This is a genomic window from Pantoea sp. RIT413, from assembly GCF_003057675.2.
Taxonomy (GTDB): domain Bacteria; phylum Pseudomonadota; class Gammaproteobacteria; order Enterobacterales; family Enterobacteriaceae; genus Pantoea; species Pantoea eucrina.
The window spans coordinates 570,996-584,312 of record NZ_QBJB02000001.1; the positions used below are offsets into that span (position 1 = coordinate 570,996).

A 13,317-nucleotide genomic window follows, 5' to 3' on the forward strand; every position below is an offset into this window, starting at 1 on the left:
GTTATGTCCGCTTCTCTGCCGCCAGCGCAGAGAGCCGCACAATCACTTCTGTCGCTTTTTGCATCACATTCAGTGAGGCAAACTCATGTTTGCCGTGGTAGTTATAGCCACCGGTAAAGATATTCGGACAGGGCAGCCCTTTCCACGACAGCGCGGAACCGTCAGTGCCGCCACGGATCGGCTTCACGTCAGGCTCAATGCCGCAGTCGCGCATCGCCTGCAGCGCCAGCTCAATAATATGCGGATACGGCTCCACTTTTTCGCGCATATTGCGATAGCTGTCGCTGATCTCGACTTTAACCGAACATTCGCTCTGCAGCCCTTTGCCCACCCGCTGTCCGATGTTCTCCAGCAGCTGTTTGCGCTGTTCATAGCTGTCTGCATCAAAATCGCGGATCAGATACATCAGCTCAGCGTGCTCCACCGTGCCTTTGATAGAGTGCAGATGGAAAAAGCCTTCGTAGCCGTCGGTAAACTGCGGCTTCTCCTGAGCAGGCAGCTCGGCGTGGAAGCGCATCGCCAGATCCAGCGCATTCACCATGACATTCTTTGCGCTGCCGGGATGAACGTTATTCCCGGTGATATAGACCATCGCAGTTGCGGCGTTGAAGTTCTCAAACTCAAACTCGCCGAGACCGCTGCCATCCATGGTGTAAGCCCAGTCAGCCGCAAACCCTTCCACGTCGAAGTGCGACGTGCCGCGGCCGATCTCCTCATCCGGCGTAAAGGCAACCCGGATAGCGCCGTGCGGCACGTCACCCTTTGCCAGCTCCGCCATCGCCGTCATAATCTCCGCAATGCCCGCTTTATCATCCGCACCCAGCAGCGTTTTGCCGTCGGTCGTGATCAACGTATGTCCGGTCAGCTTATGCAGCACCGGGAACATCACCGGCGACAGCACTTCATCCCCGTTACCCAGCGCAATGTCGCCGCCGCGATAGTTCTCCACGATCTGCGGATTGACGTTTTTCGCCGTGTAGTCGGGCGAGGTATCCATATGAGAAATAAAGCCGATAACCGGCACTGGCCAGTCGACGTTGGCCGGCAGCGTACCCATTACGCAGCAGTGGTCGCTCAGCGATACATCGACAAAGCCCAGTGCAATCAGCTCTTCCTGCAGCTGACGCGCCAGGATCCACTGCCCCTCACTGCTCGGCACCTGCCGCGCCTGCGGTTTAGCCTGCGTCTCTATCGCTACGTAGCGCAGAAAGCGTTCCAGTAACTGTTCCATCCGTTATCCCCCTGTTTAAGCCGGTGTTATTATTGCGGCGGCAGCTGCCCGCCGTGTTGCGCGATATCACTCTTCTTTAGGTTAGCCTGCCTGCCATAGCGTGTACCAGGTAAATTATTGCCGGCTGGCCTGTCACGCACAGTTCGGTAGTTTGCCCTCTTTTCCAGGTAATTCAGCGGTAAATTATGGCATTAGATAAATTTTCAGGTATTATCCCGCCTTCACTACGGCTCGCTGTCGCCGGCAGCGAGCCGCTATCCTGATCCCTTCAGACTGAGTGACTAAAATGACGCAAACATGCGCACAACAGGCGCTGGTTACGCTTTCTGGCATCAGTAAAGCTTTCGATGGGAAAACCATCATCTCTGATTTCAACCTGCATATCGGACACGGAGAGTTTATTACTCTGCTGGGCCCGTCAGGCTGCGGGAAAACCACCATTCTGCGCCTGCTTGCCGGACTGGAAACCACCGACAGCGGCCGCATCACGCTGGATGGCAGCGATATTACCGATACGCCCGCCGAGCAGCGTCATATCAATACTGTGTTTCAGAGCTACGCGCTGTTTCCGCATATGTCCGTGTTTGAGAACGTCGCATTCGGTCTGCGCATGCAGAAGCGCCCCGCCGGTGAGATCGTTCAGCGCGTTAATGAAGCGCTGGCCATGGTGCAGCTGGAGAGTTTCGCCGACCGGCGCCCGCATCAGCTTTCAGGGGGACAGCAGCAGCGGGTCGCTATCGCCCGCGCCGTGGTTAACCAGCCAAAAGTCCTGCTGCTGGATGAGTCTCTCTCGGCGCTGGATTATAAGCTGCGTCGTCAGATGCAGAACGAGCTGAAAGCGCTGCAGCGCAAACTGGGCATCACCTTTGTTTTTGTCACCCACGATCAGGAAGAGGCGCTCTCTATGTCAGATCGTATCGTGGTGATGCGCGACGGTCGCATTGAGCAGGATGGCACGCCGCGTGAAATTTATGAAGAGCCGGGCAACCTGTTTGTGGCGCGTTTTATCGGTGAAATCAACGTCTTTGACGCCGAGGTGATCGCGTGCGACCGCGCGCCCACCATCCGCGCGCGCGTTGAAGGCATCGCCTGCGATCTGCACTGCCCGTTTCCGGTAGCGCCCGGTGATAAACTGCACGTGCTGCTGCGCCCGGAAGATCTGCGCGTTGAAGAGATTGCTCATGACAGCCGCAGCGAGTATCTGACCGGTTTTGTTCGCGACCGCAGCTATAAAGGCATGACCCTGGAGTCCTCGGTGGAGCTGGAGAACGGCAAGCTGCTGACGGTCAGTGAATTCTTCAACGAAGATGACCCCGATTTTGACCACTCGCTGAATCAAAAAATGGCCATCCGCTGGGTGCCGGACTGGGAGGTGGTACTGCCCTATGAAACTGATGCGTAATCGTCTGCAGAAAGCGATTGTTACCCTGATTGTCAGCTGGCTGACGCTGTTTGTGCTGCTGCCCAATCTGATGATTATCGTCACCAGCTTTCTGACGCGCGATGATGCGCACTTTGTCAGCATGGTACTGACCTTTGATAACTACCGCCGCCTGCTCGACCCGCTCTATGCCAGCGTGCTGCTGCATTCACTGAATATGGCGTTTATCGCCACCCTGTGCTGTCTGCTGCTGGGCTATCCGTTTGCCTGGTGCCTGACCCGCCTCTCGCCGCGGCTGCGTCCGCTGATGCTGTTTTTGCTGATTGTCCCCTTCTGGACCAACTCGCTGATCCGCATCTATGGGCTGAAGATCTTTCTCAGCACCCGCGGCTGGCTGAACGACTTTCTGCTCTGGCTCGGCGTAACAGATAAGCCCTTTCGCATCATGTTCACCTCTGAAGCGGTGATTCTGGGGTTAATCTATATCCTGCTGCCGTTTATGGTACTGCCGCTTTACTCCAGCCTGGAGAAGCTTGACCGATCGTATCTTGAAGCGGCGCGCGATCTCGGTGCCAGTAAGCTGCAGACGTTTGTACGCATTATTCTGCCGCTGACTCTGCCCGGCATTGTCGCGGGCTCCCTGCTGGTATTTATCCCGGCGATGGGCATGTTTTACGTTGCCGACCTTATGGGCGGCGCCAGAAACCTGCTGATCGGAAATATTATCAAAAGCCAGTTCCTGAACATTCGCGACTGGCCCTCTGGCGCAGCCACCAGCGTGGTGATGACGCTGCTGATGGGCATTATGCTGCTGTTTTACTGGCGGGCGGCGCGGCTGCTGAATAACCGTATGGATCTCTCATGATGGCGCGTCTGCTACGCGGCGGCTTTATGGCCGCAATCTATGCCTGGTTCTATATTCCGATGATTATCCTGATCGTGAACTCCTTCAACGCCTCGCGCTTTGGCATTAACTGGCAGGGATTCAGCACGCGCTGGTATCAGCTGCTGCTGAACAACGACAGTCTGATTCAGGCAGCGCAGCACTCACTTATCATGGGTGTGATCTCCGCAACCTGCGCCACGCTGATTGGCGCGCTTACGGCCGTCGCGCTCTACCGTTACCGTTTTCGCGGTAAGCCCTTTGTCAGCGGGATGCTGTTTGTGGTGATGATGTCGCCGGATATTGTTATGGCGATCTCCCTGCTGGTGCTGTTTATGCTGCTGGGGATCTCGCTCGGCTTCTGGTCGCTGCTGTTTTCGCATATCACCTTCTGCCTGCCTTTTGTGGTGATCACCGTTTACTCGCGGCTGAAAGGGTTTGATGTGCGCATGCTGGAGGCGGCAAAAGATCTCGGTGCCAGTGAAGTGACGATTCTGCGTAAAATTCTGCTGCCGCTGGCGATGCCGGCCGTGGCAGCGGGCTGGCTGCTGAGTTTTACCCTCTCTATGGATGATGTGGTGGTCTCATCATTCGTTACCGGGCCGGGTTTCGAAATCCTGCCGCTGAAGATCTACTCCATGGTGAAAGTTGGTGTTTCACCCGAGGTGAACGCGCTGGCGACGATCCTGCTGCTGCTGTCGCTGCTGCTGGTGGCGATCAGTCAGCTACTGCTCCGTGATAAAACCCAATAGAGGATACCCCATGAAAAAACACGCTTGCTGGCTGATAGCGGGAGCGATGGCGCTGTGTATGCAGAGCGCGCAGGCTGACAATAAAACGCTCTACTTCTATAACTGGACAGAGTATGTGCCGCCGGGTCTGCTGGAGCAGTTTACCAAAGAGACCGGGATCAAAGTGATCTACTCCACCTATGAATCCAATGAGAGCATGTACGCCAAGCTGAAAACCTGGAAAGATGGCGCTTACGATCTGGTGGTGCCTTCGACCTATTTTGTCGCCAAAATGCGCAATGAGGGGATGCTGCAGAAGATCGATAAATCGCAGCTGAGCAACTTTAAGAATCTCGATCCCGACCTGCTCAACAAGCCGTTCGATCCCGATAACGACTACTCCATTCCCTATATCTGGGGCGCGACCGCTATCGGTGTCAACAGCGATGAGATCGATCCTAAAACGATCACCCGCTGGGCCGACCTCTGGAAGCCGGAATATAAGCAGAGTCTGCTGCTGACGGACGATGCGCGCGAAGTGTTCCAGGTGGCGCTGCGCAAGCTCGGTTATTCCGGCAACACGCAGGACCCGGCGCAGATCGCTGCCGCGTCAGAAGAGCTGAAAAAGCTGATGCCGAACGTGCTGGCGTTTAACTCCGATAATCCGGGCAACCCGTTTATGGAGGGCGAAGTCAACGTCGGTATGATCTGGAACGGCTCCGCTTACGTGGCGCGTCAGGCGGGCACGCCGCTGAGCATTGTCTGGCCGGAAGAAGGCGGCATTTTCTGGATGGATAACCTGGCGATCCCGGCCAATGCGAAAAACCGGGAGGGGGCGCTGAAGCTGATTAACTTCCTGCTGCGCCCCGATGTGGCAGCTCAGGTGGCGGAAACCATCGGTTACCCGACGCCAAATCTGGCGGCAAAAAAGCTGCTGCCTGCGGCCGTTGCGCAGGATCCGTCACTCTATCCGCCTGCTGACGTCATCAGAAAAGGCGAGTGGCAGAATGATGTCGGAGCCGCCAGCATACAGTATGAAACGCTGTTTCAGCAGCTGAAAGCGGGCCGCTGAAAGGCGTAACGGGCGCCGCACAGGCGCCCGGTTTAGTGCTCCAGGCTCTGCAGCAGGCGCTGCACAAACGCCGGTACCTCTTCGCTCGCCAGGCCATATTTTCCTTCGGCAAACTCATTGCCCACCTGACTTGGCTCCAGGTTCAGCTCAACCGTATGCGCGCCCTGCAGCGTGGCTTCATGTACAAATCCGGCGGCAGGATAGACATGGCCTGAGGTGCCGATGGCGATAAACAGATCCACCTGCTGCATCGCCTCATAGATCTCTTCCATGCCGAGCGGCATTTCGCCGAACCACACCACGTGCGGCCGCAGCCGCGCCGGAAACTGGCAGCAGGTGCAGCGATCGTCGGCGGTCACGTCGCGATGCCACGCCACCACCTGGCCACTCTCCTCACAGCGCACTTTCAGCAGTTCGCCATGCATATGCAGCACGCGCTGGCTGCCGGCACGCTCGTGCAGATTATCGATGTTCTGTGTGACCAGCAGAAAGTTATCGCCCAGCGCCTGTTCCAGCTCTGCCAGCGCCAGATGTGCGGCGTTAGGCTGGATCTCCGGCTGCTGCAGCTGCTGGCGGCGGATATTATAAAAGCGCTGCACCAGCGCCGGATCGCGGCGAAAGCCCTCCGGCGTAGCAACATCTTCAATACGATGTTCTTCCCACAGGCCGTCGGAGGCGCGAAAAGTACGAATGCCCGATTCAGCAGAGATGCCGGCACCGGTCAGTACCACCACGCGCGGCAGCGGATGCGCGGCGAGTTCAGCGCTGCGATCGCGCTCAAAGATGCGCTGGCGAAAGCGCTGATGCACTTTACGGCGGTTTTTCCGGTCGCGGGCGAGCCTCAGGCGGCGGCGCTGTATGCGCATAAAAACTCCTTGATCTGCGGCGCAGTACGCCGTGTTTCGGGTGTTGTAGTGGGCAATGCTGTCCCGGTAATAGCGACTGCGTGGCGACACCGCCGTACGCAGGCGCTGAAACCGGACGCAGCCGCCGGAGCGGCTGCGTCAGGGCGGTTACTGACCGCTCAGCACGCGGGCCGGATCGAGGCGGCTGGCGCGTCGCGCCGGGTACCAGCTGGCGATCAGGCTCAGCACGATAGCGGTTACCAGTACAATGACAACATCCAGCCAGTGCAGTTCCGACGGCAGAAAGTCGATAAAATAGATATCGCCTGCCAGCAGCGTATGCCCGGTCAGATGTTCGATGCCGCGCATCACCGGCGTCAGGTTCAGCGCCACCAGCACACCGGTGACAACGCCGCTGACGCTGCCCAGCAGGCCCGCCAGCAGCCCGTACCAGATAAAGATAGCGCGGATAAGCCCATCTTTCGCCCCCAGGGTACGCAGTACGGCAATGTCTGCGCTCTTATCTTTAACTGCCATCACCAGCGTGGAAACGATATTGAAACAGGCGACGCCAATCACCAGCACCATCGCCAGATACATAATGGCGCGGATCATCTGGATATCGCGATACATATAGCCGTAGGTGCCAATCCAGCTTTTGATATAAACATAGGCGTGGGCTACCTCACCGGCCGTGCGCACCAGCTTTTGCGCCTGAAACGGATCGCTCATCTTCAGTGCGATACCGCTGACGCTGTCGCCCAGGCCCAGATAGCGCTGCGCATCCGCCAGCGGAACCAGCGCCAGGCTGTGATCGAGCATGCCGCTCAGCTGAAGAATACCGCTGACCTGCAGCCGGATGCGCTTTGGCTGCTGCAGCTTATTATCCGCGCTGCTGTTAGGGATCATGATGGTGATCCAGCTGCCCTGCTTCACGTTCAGTGATTTGGCGATACCGCCGCCCAAAATAATCTGCTGCCTGCCGGCGGCAAACTGTGCCCAGGCGTCGCCGGCGACAAACTGCGGCAGTGCGCTGAGACGCGACTCCTGCTGCGGATCAACCCCTTTGACCTGCAGCGCCTGTAGCCTGGCGCCGCTCTCAATCAATCCGGTAAAATTAACGTAGGGGGCCGCCGCCGCGATGCCGGGCACCTGCTCCATCGGGGCGATCAGAGATTGCCAGTCGCGCAGCGGCCCTTCGACCGGCTCAATTTCACCATGCGGAACGACAGCCAGAATGCGGTTATTCAGCTCACGCTCAAAACCGTTCATGGCGCTGAGGCCGATGATCAGTACCGCCACGCCCAGCGCAATTCCCACGGTGGAGATCACTGAAATCAGCGATACCATGCCGCCGCGCCGCCGGCCCCGGCTGAAACGCAGCCCCAGCAACAGCGAGAGTGAAGAGGTCATGCCTCTGCTCCCAGCGTCAGGCGATCGCTCAGCTGTCCGTCACGCATCTCCATCTGCCGCGTCAGCCGTTTTGCCAGCTGCAGATCGTGAGTCACCACCAGAAACGCCGTGCCCTGACGCACGTTAAGCTCGCCCAGCAGTTCAAATATCGCGTCGGCGTTGCGCGCATCGAGATTGCCGGTGGGCTCATCCGCCATCACCAGACGTGGACGGTTAACCAGCGCCCGGGCAATCGCCACGCGCTGACGCTCGCCGCCTGAGAGCTCAGAAGGACGATGCGCGGCGCGCTTCTCCAGCCCGACCGCCGCCAGCATTTCGCGGGCGCGACTCTCAGCTTCCGCTTTGGCGGTTTTGCCAATCAGCAGCGGCATCGCCACGTTCTCCAGCGCGCTGAAGTCAGGCAGCAGGTGATGGAACTGATAGATAAAGCCCAGTTCGCGGTTGCGCAGCTCCGCTTTTGCGGCGGCGCTCATGCCATTAAGCGAGCGGCCATCAAACACCACGTCGCCCGAGGTCGGCGCATCCAGCCCGCCCAGCAGATGCAGGAGCGTACTTTTACCAGAGCCGGAGCTGCCGACAATCGCCGCCAGCTCGCCGGGCTGCAGGCTGAAAGCCACGTTGCGCAGCACGTCGGTCTGCACGCTGCCTTCCTGATAGCGTTTGCACAGGTCGCGACACTGCAACAAAGGGGTATTACTCATAACGTAAAGCCTCAGCGGGTTGAACGGCGGCAGCGCGCCAGGAGGGGTAAAGGGTTGAGAGCAGCGCAACCGTCATTGAAATCAGGGCGATCATCACCACCTGCCAGGGATTGATGTCCACCGGCAGCGCCGCGCCATCGAGAAACAGGCCGATGACCGGCATCAGCGTGTTCAGCTGGCTGGCAAGCAGCACGCCAAGCAGCGCACCCAGCAGCGCGCCAATAATACCGGCACTCGCGCCCTGCACCATAAAGACCGCGACAATCTGCCGCCGGGTTAAGCCCTGCGTCTGCAGAATCGCCACTTCGCCCTGCTTCTCCATAATCAGCAGACCCAGCGAGGTGATGATATTGAACGCCGCTACGGCGATAATCAGACTCAGCAGCAGCCCCATCATATTTTTTTCCATGCGTACGGCCTGGAAAAGATCGCCTTTGCGCTCGCGCCAGTCTTTCCACACCGTGCCCTGCGGCAGCGGCTGGGTACTCAGCGTATCCACGCTCAGCGGCTTTTCCAGCCAGAGCCGCCAGCCGGTGATGCTGCCTGCCGGATAGCGCATAACGCGCGATGCATCCTGCTGATTAACGAGGATCTGGTAACCATCTACCTCACTATTTGCCGCGTAAGTCCCGGCAACGGTAAAGATGCGCTGGCTGGGCAGGCGCCCGACCGGCGTAAACTGGCTGACCGAAGGCACCATCAGACGCAGCGCGTCGCCCCGCTTCACGCCGAGCTGTGCGGCGAGCTGCTCACCGAGGATCACATTATATTTGCCCGCCTGCAGCACCTGCTGCTGCGTGTTAACCAGGTAAGGCGTGAGCGGATCGGGTTCGTCCGGATTAACCCCCAGCATCACGCCGACCGAGACGTTGTGCGCACTCTGCAGCACCACATCGGCCGTGGTCAGGGGAGCAACGCGCGTGACGCCCTGCAGCTTCAGGCTGTCAGCCGGCAGCTGCTGCGGATCGATACTGCCTTTGTCACTGGTAATGAGCGCCTGCGGCATCAGCCCCAGGATATTCCCCTCCAGCTCACGCTCAAAGCCGTTCATCACCGACAGCACGGTCACCAGCGCCATTACGCCCAGGGTAATACCGATAGTTGAGAGCCAGGAGACGAAGCGACCGAAGCGGTCTGAAGCCCGTCCACGCATGTAGCGTAAACCGATAAATAGCGCAACTGGTTGATACATGAGTTCCGTTCTGGCCATTGCCTGATAATAAGGTAGAGGGATGATAATGGAGCCGCCTGCTTTATGAAACCTCTAACCCACTGAGTGATGAGCGAAGTTGCATCAAAATGCGTCCCTGCCGCGCCACAGGAGAGATTTCTTTCGCCGCAACGGTTCTGCCCCGCCGTGCGGCCGGATAAAAGCTGTACGAACGGTTGCCGCTGGCGGCGCGCGCATACCATCACTGGCATATCGGGACTATTATATCTGTCAGGCTGATAGCGCGGAGTCGCTGTCGCTCCCTTCCGGCCTGCCTGCGGGCACAATGGAGAGATGATCATCAGGGCGGTTTATGGAATGATGACGCCCTGAAATACAAGGAGAGCACGTCGAGACCCTATGTCGGAACAGCATCGTTATACCCTGCCTGCCAAAGCAGGAGACCATCGTCAGCTCGGCCAGCTGGTCGGCGCCGCGCAGGCGGTTGAGTGCGCCAGTATCACCGAACGCCATCAGGGTCCGGTGTTGATGATCACCCCGGATATGCAGTCCGCGCTGCGGCTGCAGGAGGAGATCCGTCAGTTTACCGACCTGCCGGTGATTAATCTGCCGGACTGGGAAACGCTGCCCTACGACAGCTTTTCGCCCCATCAGGATATTATTTCAGCGCGCCTCTCTACGCTTTACCAGCTGCCGATGCTGGCTCGCGGCATGCTGATTCTGCCGGTCAATACGCTGATGCAGCGCGTCTGCCCGCACAGCTTCCTGCACGGGCACGCGCTGGTGATGCAGCAGGGACAAAAACTGTCCCGCGACGCGCTGCGCGATCAGCTGGAACAGGCGGGTTACCGCCACGTCGATCAGGTGATGGAGCATGGCGAATATGCCACGCGCGGTGCCCTGCTCGATCTCTTCCCGATGGGCAGCGACCAGCCCTATCGCATCGACTTTTTTGATGATGAAATTGACAGCCTGCGCCTGTTCGACGTCGACAGCCAGCGCACGCTGGAGTCAGTGGATGCGATTAATCTCCTGCCGGCGCACGAATTTCCTACGGACAAAGCGGCGATTGAGCTGTTTCGCACCCGCTGGCGCGAGATTTTCGACGTGCGCCGCGAGCCGGAGCATATCTATCAGCAGGTCAGTAAAGGCACGCTGCCCTCCGGCATCGAATACTGGCAGCCGCTGTTTTTTGAGCAGCCGCTGCCCACGCTGTTCAGCTACCTGCCCGCCAGCACGCTGGTGCTGAACTGCGGCGATCTGGCTGGCAGCGCAGAGCGCTTCTGGCAGGATGCGCACGCACGCTTTGAAAACCGGCGCATCGACCCGATGCGCCCGCTGCTGGAGCCGGCCACGCTCTGGCTGCGGCCCGATGCGCTGCTCAGCGAACTGAAAGCCTGGCCGCGCATGCAGCTCACTGCAGAAACGCTGCCGGAAAAAGCCGCCAATACCAACCTGGCCTATGAACCGCTGCCGGAACTGACCGTGCAGGCCCAGGCGAAAGCACCACTCGACCTGCTGCGCCAGTTTCTGGAGCAGTTTAGCGGCCAGGTTATTTTCTCGGTAGAGAGCGAAGGCCGCCGGGAAAGTCTGCAGGAGCTGCTGGCGCGCATTAAGCTACGCCCTCAGCCGGTTGAACACTTCAGCGAAGCGGCGGCTCAGCCTTACAGCCTGATGATTGGCGCCAGCGAGCGTGGCTTTATCGATACGCTGCGCAATCGCGCGCTGATCTGTGAAAGCGACCTGCTGGGCGAGCGCGTCAGCCGTCGCCGGCAGGATAATCGCCGCACCATCAATCCGGACGTGCTGATCCGCAACCTGGCGGAGCTGCATCCGGGGCAGCCGGTGGTGCATCTGGAGCACGGCGTCGGACGTTATATCGGACTCACCACACTGGAGGCTGGCGGGATTGTGGCGGAGTACCTGATGCTCTCCTACGCCGGCGACGCCAAGCTTTATGTACCGGTCTCCTCACTGCATCTGATCAGCCGCTACGCCGGTGGCGCCGATGAAAATGCGCCGCTGCACAAGCTGGGCAGCGACGCCTGGTCACGCGCGCGGCAGAAAGCGGCGGAAAAGGTACGCGACGTGGCGGCGGAGCTGCTGGATATCTACGCCCAGCGTGCTGCGAAAAGCGGCTACGCCTTTAAGCACGATCGCGAGCAGTATCGGCTGTTCTGCGAGGGCTTCCCGTTTGAAACCACGCCGGATCAGGCGCAGGCAATTAACGCCGTGCTGAGTGATATGTGCCAGCCGCTGGCCATGGATCGCCTGGTGTGTGGCGACGTGGGCTTTGGTAAAACGGAAGTGGCGATGCGCGCGGCGTTTCTGGCCGTGGAGAACACCAAGCAGGTGGCGGTACTGGTTCCCACCACCCTGCTGGCGCAGCAGCACTATGACAACTTCCGCGATCGCTTTGCCAACTGGCCGGTGCGTATCGAGATGCTGTCACGCTTCCGCAGCGCGAAAGAGCAGGCACAGGTGCTGGAGCAGGCGAGCGAAGGCAAAATCGATATTCTGATCGGCACGCACAAACTGCTGATGAGCGATCTCAAATGGCGCGACCTCGGGCTGCTGATTGTGGATGAAGAGCACCGCTTTGGCGTGCGGCACAAAGAGCGCATCAAGGCGATGCGCGCCGACGTCGATATCCTGACGCTGACCGCTACGCCTATTCCGCGTACGCTGAATATGGCGATGAGCGGCATGCGCGATCTGTCGATTATCGCCACGCCGCCTGCCCGTCGCCTGGCGGTGAAAACCTTTGTGCGCGAATATGACAGCCTGGTGGTGCGCGAAGCGATTCTGCGCGAGGTGCTGCGCGGTGGTCAGGTTTACTACCTCTATAACGACGTGGAAAACATTGAGAAAGCGGCGCAGCGGCTGGCGGATCTGGTGCCGGAAGCGCGTATCGCGATTGGTCACGGCCAGATGCGCGAGCGCGATCTGGAGCGGGTAATGAACGATTTCCATCATCAGCGTTTTAATGTACTGGTCTGTACCACCATCATTGAAACCGGTATCGATGTACCCAGCGCCAACACCATCATCATTGAACGTGCCGATCACTTTGGTCTGGCGCAGCTGCACCAGCTGCGCGGGCGCGTTGGCCGCTCGCACCATCAGGCCTACGCCTGGCTGCTGACACCGCACCCGAAAGCGATGACCACCGATGCCCAGAAGCGGCTGGAGGCGATCGCCTCGCTGGAAGATTTAGGCGCCGGCTTTGCGCTGGCGACGCACGATCTTGAAATCCGCGGCGCCGGTGAGCTGCTGGGCGAGGATCAGAGCGGTCAGATGGAGAGCATCGGCTTTACGCTCTATATGGAGCTGCTGGAAAATGCGGTGGATGCTCTGAAAGCGGGAAGCGAGCCGTCGCTGGAAGATCTCACCAGCAATCAGACCGAGATTGAACTGCGGATGCCGGCGCTGCTGCCCGACGATTTCATTCCCGATGTCAGCACCCGTCTTTCACTCTATAAGCGGGTTGCCAGCGCCGCCGACGAGCAGGATCTGGCTGAACTGCGGGTAGAGATGATTGACCGCTTTGGCAAACTGCCTGACGCCGCGCGCAATCTGCTGGATATCGCCGCGCTGCGCCTGGCCGCGCGCGAGCTGGGCGTGCGCAAAATTGAAGCCAGTGACAAAGGCGGCTTCTTTGAGTTTGCCCCGCAGAACCAGATCGATCCCGGCTGGCTGATTAGCCTGCTGCAGAAAGATCCGGCACAGTGGAAGCTGGATGGCCCGACGCGGCTGCGCTTCACGCGCGATCTGGCTGAACGCAAGCTGCGCATGGAGTGGGTTCAGGAGTTTATCACCGAACTGGCAAAGCACCGGCTGCCGGCGGGCTGATGCAAAAGAAAAAAGCGCCTTACGGCGCTTTTTTATC

Annotated in this window: 10 protein-coding genes; 5 read left to right on the forward strand and 5 right to left on the reverse strand. The window is 59.1% G+C overall.

The window, feature by feature from the left end:
- Position 1 precedes the first annotated feature (1 nt).
- On the reverse strand, positions 2–1,231 hold the full coding sequence (gene pepT, locus DBY66_RS02665) for a peptidase T (RefSeq protein ID WP_108569258.1): 1,230 nt from the start codon (positions 1,229–1,231) through the stop codon (positions 2–4).
- 286 nt (positions 1,232–1,517) lie between these two features.
- Between pepT and potA the strand changes: the two genes are divergently transcribed.
- From potA to potD, 4 genes are read left to right on the forward strand one after another with little or no spacing between them, the layout of a single operon-like run.
- The gene (potA, locus tag DBY66_RS02670) at positions 1,518–2,633 is read left to right on the forward strand and encodes a spermidine/putrescine ABC transporter ATP-binding protein PotA (RefSeq protein WP_039383885.1); all 1,116 of its coding nucleotides are present in this window, start codon (positions 1,518–1,520) and stop codon (positions 2,631–2,633) included.
- On the forward strand, positions 2,617–3,477 hold the full coding sequence (gene potB / locus DBY66_RS02675; RefSeq protein WP_108569257.1) for a spermidine/putrescine ABC transporter permease PotB: 861 nt from the start codon (positions 2,617–2,619) through the stop codon (positions 3,475–3,477). The genes potA and potB overlap by 17 nt, the downstream gene beginning before the upstream one ends.
- Entirely contained in the window at positions 3,474–4,247 is a 774-nt protein-coding gene (gene potC / locus DBY66_RS02680; protein WP_108569256.1) for a spermidine/putrescine ABC transporter permease PotC, read from the forward strand. The genes potB and potC overlap by 4 nt, the downstream gene beginning before the upstream one ends.
- Before the next feature lie 10 nt (positions 4,248–4,257).
- Positions 4,258–5,298 carry a spermidine/putrescine ABC transporter substrate-binding protein PotD gene (potD, locus tag DBY66_RS02685; RefSeq protein ID WP_071668744.1) on the forward strand — a complete coding sequence of 347 codons (1,041 nt, stop codon included), beginning with the start codon at positions 4,258–4,260 and terminating at the stop codon, positions 5,296–5,298.
- Positions 5,299–5,330: 32 nt separating this feature from the next.
- Here the strand turns inward: potD and cobB are convergent, their stop codons facing one another.
- From cobB to lolC, 4 genes are all read right to left on the reverse strand, one after another.
- Positions 5,331–6,164 carry a Sir2 family NAD+-dependent deacetylase gene (gene cobB / locus DBY66_RS02690; protein ID WP_071668743.1) on the reverse strand — a complete coding sequence of 278 codons (834 nt, stop codon included), beginning with the start codon at positions 6,162–6,164 and terminating at the stop codon, positions 5,331–5,333.
- A gap of 147 nt (positions 6,165–6,311) precedes the next feature.
- Entirely contained in the window at positions 6,312–7,556 is a 1,245-nt protein-coding gene (gene lolE, locus DBY66_RS02695; protein ID WP_039383878.1) for a lipoprotein-releasing ABC transporter permease subunit LolE, read from the reverse strand.
- Positions 7,553–8,257, reverse strand: coding sequence for a lipoprotein-releasing ABC transporter ATP-binding protein LolD (gene lolD / locus DBY66_RS02700; protein ID WP_039383877.1), 705 nt, complete (start codon positions 8,255–8,257; stop codon positions 7,553–7,555). Before lolD ends, lolE begins: the two co-directional genes overlap by 4 nt.
- Positions 8,250–9,449 (reverse strand): lipoprotein-releasing ABC transporter permease subunit LolC, encoded by a 1,200-nt coding sequence (lolC, locus tag DBY66_RS02705; RefSeq protein ID WP_039383875.1) that lies wholly within the window; start codon positions 9,447–9,449, stop codon positions 8,250–8,252. Before lolC ends, lolD begins: the two co-directional genes overlap by 8 nt.
- Positions 9,450–9,827: 378 nt before the next feature.
- Here lolC and mfd point away from each other — a divergent pair, with 378 nt between their 5' ends.
- Entirely contained in the window at positions 9,828–13,280 is a 3,453-nt protein-coding gene (gene mfd, locus DBY66_RS02710; protein WP_108569255.1) for a transcription-repair coupling factor, read from the forward strand.
- Positions 13,281–13,317 lie beyond the last annotated feature (37 nt).